Source organism: Curvibacter lanceolatus ATCC 14669, from assembly GCF_000381265.1.
In the GTDB taxonomy this organism is placed as follows: Bacteria; Pseudomonadota; Gammaproteobacteria; order Burkholderiales; family Burkholderiaceae_C; genus Curvibacter; species Curvibacter lanceolatus.
This window is the reverse complement of record NZ_KB906253.1, coordinates 212535-227980: the sequence shown is the minus strand read 5'-3', so window position 1 is coordinate 227980 and position 15446 is coordinate 212535. Positions and strand designations below refer to the sequence as shown.

The window sequence follows — 15446 nt, the reverse complement described above, 5'->3', positions numbered from 1 at the left end:
GGGCGGGCGTGGCCTGGGCTCCCAGGGCGAAAGCGGCGTGATGATGCGGGGAGACCGGCATTTGTTCAATTGCATTAATTTGATTTATAAATGCCCCATGCGCATCAATATCGAATTGGGAGAACTGCAGGCCTTTCTGGCCGTGGCCGAGAAATCGAGCTTCAAGGCCGCAGCCGAGAGCCTGTTCATCTCGCAACCGGCGCTCAGCCGCCGCATCGAGAAGCTGGAGCTGGAGCTCAAATGCCAGCTGTTTCAACGCACCACGCGGCGCGTGGCCCTGACGGACGAAGGCCGTCAGTTGCAGGCCCACGCCCAGATCGTGATGGAGGAGTTGCGCCTGGCCTACCAGGGGCTGGAAGCGCGGGCGTTGGCCCGTACCGGCAAGGTCACCGTGGCCTGTGTGCCCTCGGTGGCGCATCACATCCTGCCGGCAACGCTGGGCCGTTACCGCAGCGTGCACGAAGGCGTGCGCGTGAAGATCATCGATGAGAGTGCCCAGACGGTGCTGGACAGTGTGTTGCACGGCCACGCGGATTTCGGCGTCAACTTTCTGGGCAGCCAGGAGGCGGATCTGGACTTTCTGCCCATCCGCACCGAGGACTATGTCGTGGTGGTGCCCGAGGACCACGACCTGGCGCCGCGGCGCAGCGTGTCGTGGAAATCGCTGCTCAAGCAGCCTTTGATTGCTGTGTCCAGCAGCAGTGGCAACCGCCTGTTGATCGACAGCGCCATCGCCCGCACCGGCATGCGCCCCAGCATCGGCTACGAGGTCAACCACGTGACCGGGGCCCTGAGCCTGGTGGCGGCGGGCCTGGGCGCCGCGGTGTTGCCGGCCCTGGCCGTGCAGGGCCCGCTGCAAGCCGGCTTGAAAGGCGTGCCCCTGACCGACCCCACGGTGTCACGCACCCTGGGCCTGATTGTTCACAAGGGCGCCCGCCTGCACCCCGAAGCGCAAAGCCTGGCGGACCTGCTGGTGCAGGCCATCCAGGCGGTGTGACGGAGAAAGGCCGGGTCGCTCTTGAAGGGGTGCCCCGGCCGCCTGCTTCAAAGCTGGCAGCTGAAGTTGGCCGCCGACTCGATGTCGCCCGAGCCCTTGTAGCGCGCCACCTTGGGGTAGACGCACAAAGGCCGGGTGCGTGTGGCCGACCAGGTGCTGGGCACATCGGCGTTCACGCCGCCGGCGTTGCCGGTGCCGCGTGCCGTGGCCACCACCTGATCGGGCGCCTGGCCTTGCTCGACCCAGGCCACCAGCGGGGTGACCATGTCGAACTGGTCGGTGGCCGGCCCGCCCGAACAGTGGTTCATGCCCGGCACGCGGAACAAGCGGGCGAAGTTGGTGGCATCGCCCCCGTTGGCGGCGTTCAGGCCGTCGATCAAGGCCACGGTGTCATTGACCGAGAAGATCGGGTCGCTCACGCCGTGGTAGACCATCACCTTGGCGCCCCGGTTCTTCACCGCCGACAGGTCGGTGGGTTTGGGCGGCGTCATGAAGCTCATGCCCGACTCGGTGTAGGTGCTGTTGGTGGCGTTGATCTGGGCCACCAGGGTGTCGATGTTGGCCCCCAATGTGAAGGCCGGCCCGTTGAAGGTGGCTGCGGCCTCGGGCGGGGTCTTGAAGATCAGGCCCACGGCGCCCGAATCCAGCACCAATGGCGCCGTGAACTCCCAGAAGGCCACCCCGGCACCACCGTGCCCGCTGTCGAACGGAAAGCTGTTGTACACCGCAGCGCCGGCACTGGTGCTGGGTCCTTTGAAGATGTTGGCCACGGCCGTCTTTTGCGCTGCGCTCAGGCAGGTGCCGTCGCGGCTGCCTGAGCAGGTGGGCACATCGGTGGCGATGTTGAAGGCGCTTTGGCAGGCCTTGGTGTCCTGGATCAGGCCGTCGGTGGCGCCGTCGAGTGCATCGCACTTGGCCAGCACCGCCTTGGACACCAGGCTGCGCTCGGCCGTGGTGTAGGCCGTGCCCAGGCCGGCCGGTGTGCTGGGGTCACTGCCGGCCGTGACCAGGCTGGCGTACTGCTGGCCGCGGTAGATGCTGCGCACCGCCGCCTTGGGCAGGTTGTAGCCGGGGGCACCGGCCAGAAAGCCGTCGTACTGGTCACTGTACCGGGCGGCCCCGACAAGGGTGTGTCGACCGCCGTTGGAGCAGCCCCCCAGGTAGGACCGATCGGGGCCCTTGCCATAGGCCAGCTGGATCACGTTCTTGGCCATGGGGGTGAGTTTTCCTACCGCCTGGTAGCCATAGTCGAGACGGGCCTGGGGGTCGATGCCGAACGTGGGGTTCTGGGCTGCGGTGTGGCCGGCGTCCGAACTCAACACCGCAAAGCCTTGCAACAGAGCATGGGTCTGCGGGCCGCCGCCGAAGCCACCGGTGGCGGTCAACACATTGCCGTCGGTGCCGCCGTTGGCCTGGTAGAAAAAGCGCCCGTTCCAGTTGACCGGCAGGCGCATCTCGAAGCCGATGGCATAGGTCTGCCCGTCGACGGCACTCACGCGCTGATTCATCTTGCCGGTGACCAGGCAGTGCGCCGGCACGGCCTGGCCCGCCACCGTGAGCGTGCCGGCGGCCACCGTGCTGGTGCCCGTGATGGCTGTGTTCTGCAGGGCGCCCAACTTGCTGGCCAAGGCCTCGCAGGTGCCGGACAGGCTGGCACCGGTGGCGGCACTCAGCTGGGGAATCACCACCCCACCGCCGCCGCCACCGCAAGCCGACAGCAGTGCCGCCGCCAGGCTGACTGGCAGCAAGTACCATCCGCTTGAATGGTTTGAATTTTTAAGCATATTGAAGTCTCCTCGTGGGCCTTATTGCAATTTTTCCGCCTGATTGACCTTTTCAGGCCACTCAACTAATTACTGTATGTAATTAGTTTTGGAAGCATGACTAGGGAATACACGAGGAAAATGGCTGTTGGCAAGGGGCTGAGTTCACGCACGGCGTCGCCAGCGCGCAGACCGCGCGATCAGCGCTCAAATAACGAAGCTGTGGCCCGTCCGGACTCCCCTGCGCGAGCGCCGGCAGCCAGTCAACATGCCAAGGGGTTCAGCGGGGCTCCGGCTCGCCCTGGGACAGCACCCAGGCCGCCAGTTGGCGGGCCTCGGCCTCGGTGACCCCGGGCTGGCGCGGCATGATCACACGGCCCCAACGCCCCACCGAGCCAGCGCGGATGATCGCCGCCAGCCGCTCGGGCGCCTCCGGGTCGCCCCGGTAGCGTTGAGCCACCTGCGCATACCCGGGTCCCACCTGCTTGTGCACCAGACCATGGCAAGACAGACAGCCATGGCCGCGCGCCAAGGCCAGCCCCGGGTCGGGCACATCGCGGCTGGCATCGCCAAAGGCCACCCACAACAGGCCGGCCAAGCCCAGTGCCAGCAAGCTGCCCAGTGCCACAGGCCAGAAATGACGGATTCGTTGAATCAAGACTGTGGCTCTCAGACTTTGCGGTGGGCCGCCACCTTGGTCAGCAGCTCGAACAGCAGGGTGCGCTCACCAGGGCTGAGGTGGCTCAGCAGGTCGGCCTCCATGCGGTCGATGATGGTCTCCAGCTTTTGCACCAGCGCCTCGCCGGCCGGTGTGAGGCGCAGGTGCTGCACGCGCCGGTCGGTCTCGCTGCGCTCGCGTTGCAGCAGACCCCGCTCTTCCAGCCGCCCCAGCAGCAGCGTGAGGTTGGGGCCAGGCACGTTCATGGCCACCGACAGGCGCTTGGGCGTCACATGCTCATTGGAGGCCACCAACATCAGCAGGCTGAACTCCAGCTTGTTGAGCTGGCATGGGGCCTCGATGTTCGCCTTGAAGAGCCGGTTGGTGGGGATGGACGCCTGCGCCAGCTGGTAACCCAGCAGGCGGGTGAGCCGGTGGTGGTCGAGATGGCCTGGGCCGGTGGGGTCGGTGACACGGGTGCTGGGCATACCCGGCTGAGTGTAGCGCCGGCCTGCTGCCCGGCCGACACATCGACCACGACTGCGCCTGTAGATGAAAACCCTGCACAAAGCTAACCGTATAAACTATATATACTGTTTACACAGATTGCATCTTGTCCGATGCGGCACCCCTCAAGCTCCACCTCGAAAGGAGGTTAGAACAATGACTTATCTGCTGGCACTCTTGGGCCTGGCCTTGCTGATGGCATGGCAGCGTCACCTCCACCTGGGGCGCTACCGCACCGTGCGCAGCCGGCGTGTGGGCTGGCTGACCGCCGAATTGCGCTACCGCGACTTCATGGAGGCCCCCAATCAGGAGGCCTATCCCGAACCGCGCGAAGAGCGGCTGGTGGTGTGGCGCCTGTTCGGCTTTGTGGTGTATGTGCGCCGTCGCAGCGTGGCCCTGCCCAGCCAGTGCGACGCACGCATCAACCACATCAGCGAGCGCGACTTTGACGCCCGCTTTGAAAACGACTTTCGGCTGACCGCCTGGTAGGCAGGCCACCTGCAAGGGCTGCTGGCCTCAGCGCCCGCGCACCAGGCTGAGCAGCGCATCAGGTGCGCCATACAGCACCTGCCCCGTCACCACCCGTGAGCCCCCCGCCGCCTGCACCTGCAGGGCCGGCACCCCTTGAAGCCCCAGCTGCTGCCAGGTACTGCGGGCTTTTTGCATGCGCTCACGGGCGTGGGCCAACAGGCCGGCCTCGCCGGCCTGCAAGGCTTGGGCCGCGGCATGCAGGCCCAGGCCATTGAGCAGGGCCACCACCACCGCAGCATCACTGGTGGCCAGGCCATCCACATAGCGGGCGTGCTGCAGGGCGTGCAAGGTGTCCAGCTCGCGCCCGGGGGCGGTGATCTGCACGGCGCTCAAGGCCCGGGTGGCAGGCCCCGAATCGAAGAGGCGCGTGGGGTCGCCCAACACCTGCTCGTGGTAGGCGGGGCTGAACACCTGCCCCGTCAAGGCCTGGATGCGCTGGTCGTTGGCCCAGGCGTAGGCCGCCATGCCGCTGTCCATGGGGCGGGCCGCCTCGTCGGCAAACAGGCCCACGGGGGCCAGGCCCAAGGCGATGTCGGGCTGGCCCTGCAACACCTTGAGGGCCGGCACAGCGCCATAGCACCAGCCGCACAGCGGGTCAAAGAAATAGCGGACCTGGATCGGGGCGGTCTGGTTCATGGGGTACTCCGAGGGCTTGAACAGGATGGGGTGATCGATCAGCGGCTTACCACTTCATCTCGCCCTTGTTGACCTTGGCACCCAGGTCCAGCGACATCGCACCGGGCAGGCCCGGGTAGGCCTGGTTCATGCCCTGCACCACCGCCGCGCTGTTGGCGCCCTTGGCCAGTTGCTGCTCGAAGGTCTTGAGGTAGGCGCTGGTGAAGCTCAGGTTGGCCGGTGTCAGCGGGGTGGCAGCAGCCATGTGGCCGGGCACCACCACCTCGGGCTTCAGGGCGGCCATTTCATCCAGCTGGGCCACCCAGGCGGCACGCTCAGCCACGGTCTGCGTGTCAGCCGTCCAGACGTGCATCTGGCCAAACACCCCCAGGGCGCCGGTGATGGTCTTGATCGAAGGGATCCACACATAGGGGCGGTGCGCCAGCAGGCCTTGGGTGCCACGCAGTTCGATGACTTCGCCGTCCACGCTCAGGCTGTTGCCTTGCAAGGCCTTGGGCAGCACCGGGGTCACCGGGGCGTTGGCGCCCATCTTGGGGCCCCAGTAGGCCAGCTTGCCGGCCAGCTTGGCCTGGATCTTCTCCAGCACGGCCGGGGTGGCCACCACTTCGGCGGCCGGGAAGAAGGTCTTCAGCGTTTCCACACCGAAGTAGTAGTCGGGATCCGCCTGGCTGACCACGATGGTCTTGAGTTGGCGGCCCGAGTCGAGCACATTGGCGGCGATGCGCAGGGCATCAGAGCGGGTGAAGCCGCCGTCGATGACCACCGCCTCCTTGGCGCCATAGACCAGAGTGGAGTTGACGTTGAAACTGTTCGGACCGGCGTTGTAGACCTGCAGCTGCAAGGGCTCGGCCTGGGCGGCGGCGGCAAAAGCCAGGGACACGGTGGCGGCGATGACGGTGGTGCGGAACATGGTGAGATCCTGAGGTTGGGTTGCGATGGGATGAAGTTTAGTTTCGTAAAACGCACAGATAAACCCGATAATCTGCGCATATCTGTTGCACAAATCGACCAAATCATGGACCGACTCACCGCCATGCGCGTGTTTGCAGAGGTGGCCACGGCCGGCAGCTTCAGCGCCGCCGCCGAGACGCTGGAGATGTCACGCTCGATGGTCACGCGCCATGTCGGCGAGCTGGAGCAATGGCTGGGCGCCCGCCTGCTACAACGCACCACCCGCCAGGTGACCCTCACCGATGCCGGCGAGAACTGCCTGCGACGCTGCCAGCAGATGCTGGCCCTCGCCGACAGCCTGCAGGAAGAGACCGACACCCACGGCGACACCTTGCGCGGCCTGTTGCGCGTGACCTGCAGCGTGTCGCTGGCCTACGCGCAATTGGCGGCCATGCTGACCGACTTTCTGAGCCGGCACCCGCAGCTCAAGATCGACCTCAACGCGAGCGAAGCCGCGCTCAACCTGGTCGAGGCGCGGGTGGACCTGGCCATCCGCATCAGCAGCGACCCCGACCCCATGCTGATTGCCCGCCCGCTGGCGCCGTGCGAATCGCACCTGGTGGCGGCCCCGGGCTACCTGGCCCGCCAGGGCCGGCCCGAGCAACCCGAAGACCTGGGCCGGCACCGCTGCCTGAGCTATGCCAACTTTGGCAAGCATGTGTGGCGCCTGTCGCGCGGCGCCGAGACCCGCGAGGTGGCGGTGGCCGCGTATTTCAGCGCCAACGAGGCCACCGCCCTGATGCAGGCCACCCTGGCCGGCGCCGGCATCGCCCTGCTGCCCACCTACCTGGTGCACGCCGAACTGGCCTCCGGCCGGCTGCACACCGTGCTGCCCGACTGGCAACTGCCCACCCTCACCATCCAGGCGCTGTACCCCTCGCGCCGGCAGTTGTCGCCCGCCGTGCGCGCCTTGCTGGATGAGTTGGTGCTGCGCTTTGCCAACCCGCCGTGGCAGGCCGTGGTGCCGGCCCTGGGCTCAGCTGCGCCAGGGCCCCAAACCCTGCACATGCGGTGAGGCCTGAGGTGGGCCCCAGTGCCAGGGCCAGGCCCCACGCAGGTGCAGCACCTGGCTCAGGTGCAGGCGAAGCACACGCTGCGCGCCGGCAAAGCCGTGCAAGGCCGCGGCGTCGGTCAACAGTTGGGCCTGGGCCAGCACGTACAGCAGATCACCCCGCTCGAAGTCGATGAACAACAGGCCCGCACGCGGCTCCAGCAGCAGATTGCCCAGGGTGTTGAAGTAGAAGTTGCCGCTGAAGTCGGGCACGCTGAGCTGGCCGGGGTGATCGACCCGCACAAAGCCCGGCGGGCCGCCGCGGTGCGACACGTCCACGCCCTGGCGCGGGTCGCTGCTGGTGGCGCTGTGCGGGTGCGCAGTGGCCACAAAAAAGGTGTCGGCCTGGGCCACCAGGGCCTGGGCCTCAAGGCTCAAGGCACTGTGCCGCTCAATGGGCTGGGGCAGGACAGCGGCTATGCCGCCAGAGGGGCGAGGCAACAGCTCACGCGCCACGATGTATTTGGGGCAGTTGCCAAAGCTCTGCCCCACTTCGATCAAGGCACTGTCGTCGTCCCGGGCGGTGATGCGGCCATTGAGCCGGTTGCGCCGACGTGTGGCCGGCTCGATGCCCAGCAAGCCCACGGGCCGCCCCGCCTGCCAATGGTCTGAAGTAGGGTCGCCGGGCAGGCCGTTGCCCTGCCAGCGCAGGCGCAGGTGGCGCGGGTCAGGCACCTGCATGAAGCCGGCGCCCCCAACCCGCAACGAGGCCCAGGGCTGGCCGTCCTCGGCCACGGTGCCGGTGACCACAAAGGGCTGCTGGGCGAAGAACTGCTGGTGTTGTTCGGGCATGTGGTCGCGCAGCACCCGCCCACCCGCCTCGGCCATGCGCTCGCGCAGCATGGGAGACACCTGGTGTTGCAAGGCTTGCTCGCCCTCGTGGAAGGCCTCCAGCGGGCCCGGTGGGCGGGCGGCAGTCATGCGCGCAGGCCCACCGGGCTGCGGGGCATGGGCAGAAAGCCCGGCAAGGCCTCCACCCGGCGCAGCCATTGCTGCACCGCCGGGTAGGCCTGCAGCGACACCTGGCCTTCAGGTACCGCCTCGGTGTAGCTGTAAAGGGACAGGTCGGCCAGCGACACCTGATCACCCAACAGCCAGCTTTGCCCTTGCAGGTGCGCCTCCATCACCGCCAGCAGAGCGTGGGCCGTGGCGATGGGGCCCTCGGTTGGGAGCGGGCGCTTGAACAGCACGATGGCGCGGGCCGCTGCCGCACCCTGGGCCAGCGGGCCGGCCGCGATGCTGAACCAGCGCTGCAACCGGGCCTGTTGCAGGGGATCCTGGGGCCACCATTCGGGCCCGGCATACCGGCGCGCCAGGTACACCAGGATGGCGTTGGAATCGGCCAGCGTCAGCTCACCGTCCTGCAGCACGGGCACCTGGCCCAAAGGATTGAGGGCCAGAAAGGCCGGTGTCTTGTGCTCACCGGCCGCCAGATCGACGTCGATGGCCTCAAAGCGCAGGCCCAGCAGCGACAGAAACAGCTCCACCCGGTGGCAATGGCCAGACAGGCGCATGCGATGCAGGCGCAGGTGAGGCGAAGGGTTGGCCGAGGTGGTGGCTGGGGTGGCCGTGGAAGAGGTCATCTGGGGCTCCTGAAGAGGTGTGGAAACAGGGCACGATTCTGGTTAGTTCAATTGATTGAATAAATGCCTCAAAATTGATCTGACTACTCCATAAATCGGATCAATACCCCATGGACAAGCTCAAGGCCATGCAGACCTTTGTGCAGATTGCCGATGCGGGCAGCCTGAGTGCGGCGGCCCGCGCTCAGGGCGGTTCGCTGCCCGCCGTGGTGCGCACCCTGGCCCTGTACGAAGCGCACCTGGGGGTGCGCCTGTTCAACCGCAGCACCCGGCGCATCTCACTCACGCCCGACGGGCGCCAGCACCTGGCCAGTTGCCGGCAACTGCTGGGCGCCGTGGCCGAAGCCGAGGCCGCGCTGCGCGAGGGCGCCACCCAGCCCACGGGCACGCTGACGGTGACCGCGCCGGTGCTGTTCGGCCAGCTGCATGTGGCCCCGGCCGTCACCCGCTTCGTGCAGCAGCACCCCCAACTGCAATGCCGCGTGGTACTGCTCGACCGGGTGGTGAATCTGCTGGAAGAAGGCTTTGACATGGGCCTGCGCATCGGCCACCTGGACGACTCGTCCCTGGTGGCGCGTGCCCTGGGGGAGGTGCGCCGCCCCGTGGTGGCCAGCCCGGCCTACCTGGCACGCGTGGGGCAGCCCCAGCACCCCCGGGACCTGCAACAGGCCAATTGCATCCACCGCATCGACGGCCGCAATGCCTGGGGCCCGTTCCAGGAGCACGGGCGGCTGTTTGACGTGGAGGTCTCGGGCCAACTCGCCTTCAACCACAACGCGCCTGCCGTGGCGGCCTGTGTGCTGGGGGGTGGCTTCGGGCAATTCTTCAGCTACCAGGTGGCGGCCGAGCTGCAACGAGGTGAGTTGGTCGAAGTGCTTCAGGACTTCCAGGGCCCGCCTACCCCTGTGCAGGTGGTCTACCCCCACGCACGCCTGCTGCCGGTGCGGGCCCGCTTGTTCATCGACTGGATGCGGCAGGAACTGGCGGGCTTTGCGCCCGAAGCAGCCCCCCAGGCCTGAGCCACCGCCCACCCGCAGGTGCTTGTGAAGCTGTCTTGACACCAATATTGTTAACGTTACCATTCATGCCTTGATGTCATTGCACATGAATCTACCTGCAAAAGAAGATCAGCCACTTTTAGAAATGACAACGTCTCTCACTTTGATACGCACCAGAACATGACAGAGCCCAGCACCGCCCCCTTGTACATCGCCATGCACGCGCTCGACAACGTGGCCATCGTGGCCAATGATGGCGGGCTGCCGGCAGGCGCCCGCTTCGCGTCGGGCCTGGTGTTGCGCGATAAGGTGCCCCAGGCGCACAAGGTGGCCCTGGTCGACCTGGCCGAGGGCGAGGCGGTGCGGCGCTACAACGTGCCCATTGGCTATGCCTTGCGGGCCATCCCGGCGGGCAGTTGGGTGCACGAAGGGCTGTTGAAGATGCCCGCGGCACGCGAACTGCAAGGCCTGCCCATGGCCACGGTGAAACCCGACCCGCTGCCGCCGCTGTCGGGCTACACCTTCGAGGGCTACCGCAATGCCGATGGCTCGGTGGGCACGCGCAACATCCTGGCCGTGACCCAGACCGTGCAGTGCGTGGCCGGTGTGACCGACTTTGCCGTGCAGCGCATCAAGGCCGAACTGCTGCCGCGCTACCCCCATGTGGACGATGTGGTGGCCCTGGAGCACACCTATGGCTGCGGCGTGGCCATCGACGCACCCGATGCCGTCATCCCCATCCGCACCGTGCGCAACATCAGCCTCAACCCCAACTTTGGCGGCGAGGTGATGGTCATCAGCCTGGGCTGCGAAAAGCTCCAGCCCGAGCGCCTGCTGCCCCCGGGCAGCATCCCCATCCGCGACGAACGCGGCGTGCCCACCGGCGCCGACGCGCCGCTGGACACCATCTGCCTGCAAGATGAGGCCCATGTCGGCTTCATGTCCATGGTCGATCACATCCTGCGCCAGGCCGAGGTGCACCTGCAGCGCCTGAACGCGCGCCGCCGCGAAACCGTGCCCGCCAGCGAGCTGGTGGTAGGCGTGCAGTGCGGTGGCAGCGATGCCTTCTCGGGCGTGACGGCCAACCCGGCGGTGGGCTTTTGCACCGATCTGCTGGTGCGGGCCGGCGCCACCGTGATGTTCTCCGAGGTGACCGAGGTGCGCGACGGCATCGACCAGCTCACCGCCCGAGCCGCAACCCCCGAGGTGGCCCAGGCCATGATCCGCGAGATGGCCTGGTACGACGCCTACCTGAACCAGGGCCGCGTGGACCGCAGCGCCAACACCACGCCCGGCAACAAAAAGGGCGGACTGTCGAACATCGTCGAGAAGGCCATGGGCTCGATCGTGAAAAGCGGCAGCGCCCCCATCAGCGGCGTGATCGCCCCGGGCGAAAAGCTGACCCAAAAAGGCCTGATCTACGCGGCCACCCCCGCCAGCGATTTCATCTGCGGCACGCTGCAGCTGGCCGCCGGCATGAACCTGCATGTGTTCACCACCGGCCGCGGCACGCCCTACGGGCTGGCCGAGGTGCCGGTGATCAAGGTGGCCACGCGCAACGACCTGGCCCGGCGCTGGCACGACCTGATGGACGTGAACGCCGGCCGCATCGCCAGCGGCGAAAAGACCATCGAACAGGTGGGCTGGGAGCTGTTCGAGCTGATGCTCGACGTGGCCAGCGGCCGCAAAAAAACCTGGGCCGAGCAGTGGAAGCTGCACAACGCCCTGGTGCTGTTCAACCCGGCCCCGGTGACCTGACTCTTTCAACCCAAGCGATTTCTCAACCAAAAACCACGGAGACAAGCATGAGCGAACCCCAACCAACCCCGGCCCGCCGCCAATTCATGAAGGCCGCCACCGGCGCCGGCCTGGCCGCCTTGAGCGGGCTGGCCGCGGCCCAGAAGATCGACTTCAAGCCCAACGCCCGCTACCCCGACATGGCGGTCGAAGTGCTGGACCCCAGCTTTCTCAAGTACCGCATCTACAGCAGCTCGGTCGAGCAGTTGGCCAGCGGCATGCGCTGGGCCGAGGGGCCGGCCTACTTTCCGGCCGGGCGCTACCTGCTGGTGAGCGACATCCCGAACAACCGCATCATGAAGTACGACGAAACCAACGGCGCCTTCAGCGTGTTCCGTGAGCAGGCCAACTACGCCAATGGCAACACCCGCGACCGCCAGGGCCGGCTGCTGACCTGCGAACACTCGCTGACCCGCCGGGTCACGCGCACCGAGCACAACGGCAAGATCACGGTGCTGGCCGACCAGTACGAAGGCAAGCGCCTGAACGCACCCAACGACATCGTGGTCAAGTCGGACGACAGCGTGTGGTTCACCGACCCGCTGTTCGGCATCAACGGCGAATGGGAAGGCTTCAAGGCCAAGCCCGAGCAGGCCAGCACCAATGTGTACCGCATCGACCCCAACGGGCAGATCCGCGCCATCATCACCGACCTCGTGAACCCCAATGGCCTGGCCTTCTCGCCCGACGAGAAGAAGCTGTACGTGGTGGAGTGGAAAGGCACCCCCAGCCGCAGCATCTGGTCCTACGACATCGCGGCCGATGGCAGTGCCTCGAACAAGACCAAGCTGATCGACGCCAATGGCCCCGGCGCCCTGGATGGCTTCAAGGTGGACCGCGACGGCAACCTGTGGTGTGGCTGGGGCTCGGACGGGCGCCTGGGCGTGAACCCGGCCGACCACGACGGGGTGCGCGTGTTCAACCCCCAGGGCAAGGCCATTGCCCACATCCACCTGCCCGAGCGCTGCCCCAACCTGACCTTTGGCGGCCCCAAGGGCAACCGCCTCTACATGGCCAGTTGCCACTCGCTGTACGCGCTGTACGTCGAGGCCGAAGGCGCGGTCTGAGGAGCGCTTGCTTTAAATCAGGCCCGGGTCGGGTGGTGTGGCCGTGGCGTCATGCAAAATCAGGACTGGGCTGACACCCGCCTCCTTGACCCCAACCCCGGCCCGAGCTTGACCTTGACCTCTCCCCGCCAGCAGCCCCCCCGCAAAGCCCCAGCCCGAGCGCTGGAACTGGTTGAACAGTTGGCCGCCCGCATCCAGGCGGGCCAGCTGCGCGCGGGCGACAAGCTGCCGGCCGAAGCCGATCTGATGGTGCAGTTCGGGGTCAGCCGCACGGTGGTGCGCGATGCCCTGACCAGCCTCAAGGCGCGGGGCCTGATCTATGCGCACCAGGGCCTGGGCACCTTTGTGGCCACGTTGAACAATGCCCGCCCCTTTTCGATCGACCCGGCCAGCATGCACACCCTGCCCGACCTGCTGGCCGTGCTGGAGCTGCGCATGGGCCTGGAGCCCGAGGCGGCAGCCATGGCGGCCCAGCGCCGCACCGAGGCCCATCTGCAGCAACTGCGCCAGTCACTGGACGCGGTGACGCAGGCCTGGCTGACCAACCTCGACCCGGTGGGTGCCGATTTCCGCTTTCACTGCGAGATTGCCCGTGCCTCGCAAAGCCCGCACTACATCGCGATGATGGGCACCCTCAGCCCCGGCAGCCTGCCGCGCTGCTGGCAGACCACGCAAGACCCGGTGGAAGAAGGCCGGCGCAACTACCTGGACCACGTGGCCGACGAGCACGAAGAGATCTACTCGGCCATCCTGCACCAGCAGCCCGAGGCAGCACGCGCCGCCATGCGCCTGCACATTGCCAAGAGCCGAGAGCGCCACCGCGCGCTCGAAGCGCGCAGCAAAGCAGGTTGAGGCGGCGCACCGTGCCGCCCGCCCGGGGCCAGCTCAGTTGGCCTGCGACACCAACGGCCGGCCGGCAAAGAAGGCTTCCAGGTTCTCGATCACCCGGTCGGCCATGGCCTGTCGGGTTTCGTGGGTGCCACTGGCCACATGGGGCAGCAGCACCACCTGATCCATCTGGCGCAAGGCCGCTGGCACACGGGGTTCGTCCTCGAACACATCGAGGCCGGCGCCGGCAATCGTGCCGTCGGCCAGGGCCTGCACCAGTGCGGCCTCATCGATCACGCTGCCGCGCGCCACATTGATCAGAAAGCCCTTGGGCCCCAGCGCCTGCAGCACGGCCTGGTTGACCAGGTGGAGGGTGGCCGCACCTCCTGCCGCGGCAATCACCAGGAAATCGCTCCAGCGTGCCAGCTCGATCAGGCTGGGCTCGAAGGTGTGGGCCGAGCCCGGCACCGGATGGCGGTTGGTGTAGCGCACGCTCATGTCAAAGCCGCTGGAGCGCCGGGCGATGGTGCTGCCGATGCGCCCCATGCCAAAGATACCCAGCTTCTTGCCGCTGACGCGGGTGGTCATGGGGTACTTGCCCGACTCCCAGGCCCCACGGCGCACAAAACGGTCGCCGGCCGCGATCTGGCGGGCCGCGTCGATCAACAGGCCAAAGGCGAGGTCGGCCACGCAGTCGGTCAGCACCTCGGGGGTGTAGCCCACCTGCACACCCTGTGCAGTGGCTGCGGCCACGTCGATCTTGTCCAGACCCACGCCAAAGCTGGAGATCACCTTCAGATGAGGCAGGGCCTCGATGACCGATTTGTCAACGCCGATGGCGGCCGAGGTGACCAGGCCGGTGAAGCTGTGGCCCTGCGCCTTCAGAAAGGCAGCGGGGTCGGCCTCATCGGCCAGGTGGTGCACCGCGTAGCGGGCCTCGAGTGCGGCCTCCAGCTGAGGCATCTGGCGGCCGATCTGGAGCAGGCGGGGTTCAGTCGTGGTGGTCATGGGAGAAGCTCAGGCCTTTCAGGAGCGTGTTCAGTCAACATGGATGTTCTTGTCGGCAATGATCTGCGCGTAGCGCTTGCGGTCACTGGCAATCAGCTTGGCAAAGGCATCGGGCGTGCTGCCCACGGGCAAGGCGCCCAGCTCGGCCAGACGAGCCTTGACCTCGTCCAGCGCCAGCACCTGGCGGATGTCGGCCGAAATCTTATCGGTGATCTCGCGCGGGGTACCCGCCGGCGCCAAAAGCCCGACCCATGAGATGGAATCAAAGCCGGGGATGGCGCCTTCGGCCAGGGTGGGCACCTGGGGCAGCGCCGGCACCCGGGTCTTGCCGGTGATGGCCAGGGCGCGCACCTTGCCGCTTTTCAGGTGCCCGCTCGATTCGAGCACGGTGGCAAAGCACAGCTGCACATGCCCCGCCAGCAGATCGCCCACGGCCGGGCCACCGCCCCGGTAGGGCACGTGTTGCACCGCCGTGCCCGAGCCGCTCTTGAACATCTCGGCCGCCAGGTGCATCGAGCTGCCGGCACCCGAGGTGCTGTAGCTCATGGCGTCGGGTTTGGCCTTGGCCAGGGCGATGAACTCTTCCACCGTCTTGGCCGGTACCTGGGCATTGACCATCATCACCAGGGGCAGCTCGGCCACCAGCGACACCGGCACAAAGGCCGTGTCAGGCGCATAGGGCATCGATTTGTACAGCGAGGGGTTGATGGCCTGGGTACCGATGTTGCCAAACAACAAGGTGTAGCCATCGCCCTTGGCCTTGGCCACGAAGTCGGCCCCGATCATGCCGGCGGCGCCGCCCTTGTTGTCGACGATGACCGACTTGCCCCATTTCTGGCTCAGGCGGGTGGCGATCAGGCGTGCGCTGGTGTCGGTGCCGCCGCCGGGCGGAAACGGCACCACCAGGGTCACCGGGCGGTTGGGGTAGTCGCCAGCCTGCGCCTGTGCCTGGGCCGGTATCAATGGGCTCAAGGCCATGAAGCCGAACGCGGCCAGGCCCAGCGTGATCAGGCGGCGGGAAGTCGGGTGGCGGGGTGTTGTCATGCGTGTCTCCATGGGTTTTCTTGGGGG

16 protein-coding genes are annotated in these 15446 nt (G+C 67.0%); 7 read left to right on the top strand and 9 right to left on the bottom strand.

Annotation, left to right across the window (positions count from 1 at the left end; translation table 11 throughout):
• Positions 1-97: 97 nt before the first annotated feature.
• Positions 98-997, top strand: coding sequence for a LysR family transcriptional regulator (locus F624_RS0101065; RefSeq protein ID WP_019572396.1), 900 nt, complete (start codon positions 98-100; stop codon positions 995-997).
• Between the two features lie 47 nt (positions 998-1044).
• On the opposite strand, the gene F624_RS0101060 is transcribed toward F624_RS0101065, so the two are convergent.
• From F624_RS0101060 to F624_RS0101050, 3 genes are all read right to left on the bottom strand, one after another.
• Complete coding sequence (locus F624_RS0101060) at positions 1045-2781, bottom strand: tannase/feruloyl esterase family alpha/beta hydrolase (protein ID WP_051107262.1); 1737 nt, start codon at positions 2779-2781, stop codon at positions 1045-1047.
• Positions 2782-3040: 259 nt separating this feature from the next.
• Positions 3041-3418 carry a c-type cytochrome gene (locus F624_RS0101055; protein WP_245573529.1) on the bottom strand — a complete coding sequence of 126 codons (378 nt, stop codon included), beginning with the start codon at positions 3416-3418 and terminating at the stop codon, positions 3041-3043.
• An 11-nt stretch (positions 3419-3429) separates the two neighbouring features.
• Complete coding sequence (locus F624_RS0101050) at positions 3430-3906, bottom strand: MarR family winged helix-turn-helix transcriptional regulator (protein WP_019572393.1); 477 nt, start codon at positions 3904-3906, stop codon at positions 3430-3432.
• A gap of 175 nt (positions 3907-4081) precedes the next feature.
• Between F624_RS0101050 and F624_RS0101045 the strand changes: the two genes are divergently transcribed.
• Positions 4082-4414 carry a hypothetical protein gene (locus F624_RS0101045; RefSeq protein ID WP_019572392.1) on the top strand — a complete coding sequence of 111 codons (333 nt, stop codon included), beginning with the start codon at positions 4082-4084 and terminating at the stop codon, positions 4412-4414.
• Between the two features lie 27 nt (positions 4415-4441).
• On the opposite strand, the gene F624_RS0101040 is transcribed toward F624_RS0101045, so the two are convergent.
• The gene (locus F624_RS0101040) at positions 4442-5092 is read right to left on the bottom strand and encodes a DsbA family protein (RefSeq protein WP_019572391.1); all 651 of its coding nucleotides are present in this window, start codon (positions 5090-5092) and stop codon (positions 4442-4444) included.
• A gap of 46 nt (positions 5093-5138) precedes the next feature.
• Positions 5139-6002, bottom strand: coding sequence for an MBL fold metallo-hydrolase (locus F624_RS0101035; protein ID WP_019572390.1), 864 nt, complete (start codon positions 6000-6002; stop codon positions 5139-5141).
• 105 nt (positions 6003-6107) lie between these two features.
• On the opposite strand from F624_RS0101035, the gene F624_RS0101030 reads away from it, so the two are divergent.
• Complete coding sequence (locus F624_RS0101030) at positions 6108-7058, top strand: LysR family transcriptional regulator (RefSeq protein ID WP_019572389.1); 951 nt, start codon at positions 6108-6110, stop codon at positions 7056-7058.
• Here F624_RS0101030 and F624_RS0101025 read toward each other — a convergent pair.
• Together F624_RS0101025 and F624_RS0101020 are read right to left on the bottom strand one after the other, a co-directional pair.
• The gene (locus tag F624_RS0101025) at positions 7020-8015 is read right to left on the bottom strand and encodes a pyridoxamine 5'-phosphate oxidase family protein (RefSeq protein WP_019572388.1); all 996 of its coding nucleotides are present in this window, start codon (positions 8013-8015) and stop codon (positions 7020-7022) included. The genes F624_RS0101030 and F624_RS0101025 overlap by 39 nt on opposite strands.
• A complete protein-coding gene (locus F624_RS0101020; RefSeq protein ID WP_019572387.1) occupies positions 8012-8677 on the bottom strand; it encodes a glutathione S-transferase family protein in 666 nt (221 codons plus the stop codon). Before F624_RS0101020 ends, F624_RS0101025 begins: the two co-directional genes overlap by 4 nt.
• A gap of 110 nt (positions 8678-8787) precedes the next feature.
• Between F624_RS0101020 and F624_RS0101015 the strand changes: the two genes are divergently transcribed.
• The 4 genes from F624_RS0101015 (at position 8788) to F624_RS0101000 (ending at position 13391) form a co-directional block, all read left to right on the top strand.
• A complete protein-coding gene (locus F624_RS0101015; protein ID WP_019572386.1) occupies positions 8788-9696 on the top strand; it encodes a LysR family transcriptional regulator in 909 nt (302 codons plus the stop codon).
• 159 nt (positions 9697-9855) lie between these two features.
• Positions 9856-11433, top strand: a complete 1578-nt coding sequence (gene garD / locus F624_RS0101010) for a galactarate dehydratase (RefSeq protein WP_019572385.1) — start codon at positions 9856-9858, stop codon at positions 11431-11433.
• A 47-nt stretch (positions 11434-11480) separates the two neighbouring features.
• Positions 11481-12539, top strand: coding sequence for an SMP-30/gluconolactonase/LRE family protein (locus tag F624_RS0101005; protein ID WP_019572384.1), 1059 nt, complete (start codon positions 11481-11483; stop codon positions 12537-12539).
• A 114-nt stretch (positions 12540-12653) separates the two neighbouring features.
• Positions 12654-13391: a FadR/GntR family transcriptional regulator gene (locus F624_RS0101000; RefSeq protein ID WP_245573528.1), complete on the top strand. Its 738-nt coding sequence runs from the start codon at positions 12654-12656 to the stop codon at positions 13389-13391.
• A 33-nt stretch (positions 13392-13424) separates the two neighbouring features.
• Here F624_RS0101000 and F624_RS0100995 read toward each other — a convergent pair whose 3' ends face one another.
• Together F624_RS0100995 and F624_RS0100990 are read right to left on the bottom strand one after the other, a co-directional pair.
• Positions 13425-14375 (bottom strand): 2-hydroxyacid dehydrogenase, encoded by a 951-nt coding sequence (locus F624_RS0100995; RefSeq protein WP_019572382.1) that lies wholly within the window; start codon positions 14373-14375, stop codon positions 13425-13427.
• 30 nt (positions 14376-14405) lie between these two features.
• Positions 14406-15419, bottom strand: coding sequence for a Bug family tripartite tricarboxylate transporter substrate binding protein (locus F624_RS0100990; protein ID WP_169426513.1), 1014 nt, complete (start codon positions 15417-15419; stop codon positions 14406-14408).
• Positions 15420-15446: the final 27 nt, after the last annotated feature.

What these genes read in the sequence shown, in the direction of transcription:
- F624_RS0101065 (WP_019572396.1), top strand. Translation starts at nt 98, where the DNA reads ATGCGCATCAATATCGAATTGGGAGAACTGCAGGCCTTTCTGGCCGTG.
- F624_RS0101060 (WP_051107262.1), bottom strand. Translation starts at nt 2,781, where the DNA reads ATGCTTAAAAATTCAAACCATTCAAGCGGATGGTACTTGCTGCCAGTC.
- F624_RS0101050 (WP_019572393.1), bottom strand. Translation starts at nt 3,906, where the DNA reads ATGCCCAGCACCCGTGTCACCGACCCCACCGGCCCAGGCCATCTCGAC.
- F624_RS0101045 (WP_019572392.1), top strand. Translation starts at nt 4,082, where the DNA reads ATGACTTATCTGCTGGCACTCTTGGGCCTGGCCTTGCTGATGGCATGG.
- F624_RS0101040 (WP_019572391.1), bottom strand. Translation starts at nt 5,092, where the DNA reads ATGAACCAGACCGCCCCGATCCAGGTCCGCTATTTCTTTGACCCGCTG.
- F624_RS0101035 (WP_019572390.1), bottom strand. Translation starts at nt 6,002, where the DNA reads ATGTTCCGCACCACCGTCATCGCCGCCACCGTGTCCCTGGCTTTTGCC.
- F624_RS0101030 (WP_019572389.1), top strand. Translation starts at nt 6,108, where the DNA reads ATGGACCGACTCACCGCCATGCGCGTGTTTGCAGAGGTGGCCACGGCC.
- F624_RS0101025 (WP_019572388.1), bottom strand. Translation starts at nt 8,015, where the DNA reads ATGACTGCCGCCCGCCCACCGGGCCCGCTGGAGGCCTTCCACGAGGGC.
- F624_RS0101020 (WP_019572387.1), bottom strand. Translation starts at nt 8,677, where the DNA reads ATGACCTCTTCCACGGCCACCCCAGCCACCACCTCGGCCAACCCTTCG.
- F624_RS0101015 (WP_019572386.1), top strand. Translation starts at nt 8,788, where the DNA reads ATGGACAAGCTCAAGGCCATGCAGACCTTTGTGCAGATTGCCGATGCG.
- garD (WP_019572385.1), top strand. Translation starts at nt 9,856, where the DNA reads ATGACAGAGCCCAGCACCGCCCCCTTGTACATCGCCATGCACGCGCTC.
- F624_RS0101005 (WP_019572384.1), top strand. Translation starts at nt 11,481, where the DNA reads ATGAGCGAACCCCAACCAACCCCGGCCCGCCGCCAATTCATGAAGGCC.
- F624_RS0100995 (WP_019572382.1), bottom strand. Translation starts at nt 14,375, where the DNA reads ATGACCACCACGACTGAACCCCGCCTGCTCCAGATCGGCCGCCAGATG.
- F624_RS0100990 (WP_169426513.1), bottom strand. Translation starts at nt 15,419, where the DNA reads ATGACAACACCCCGCCACCCGACTTCCCGCCGCCTGATCACGCTGGGC.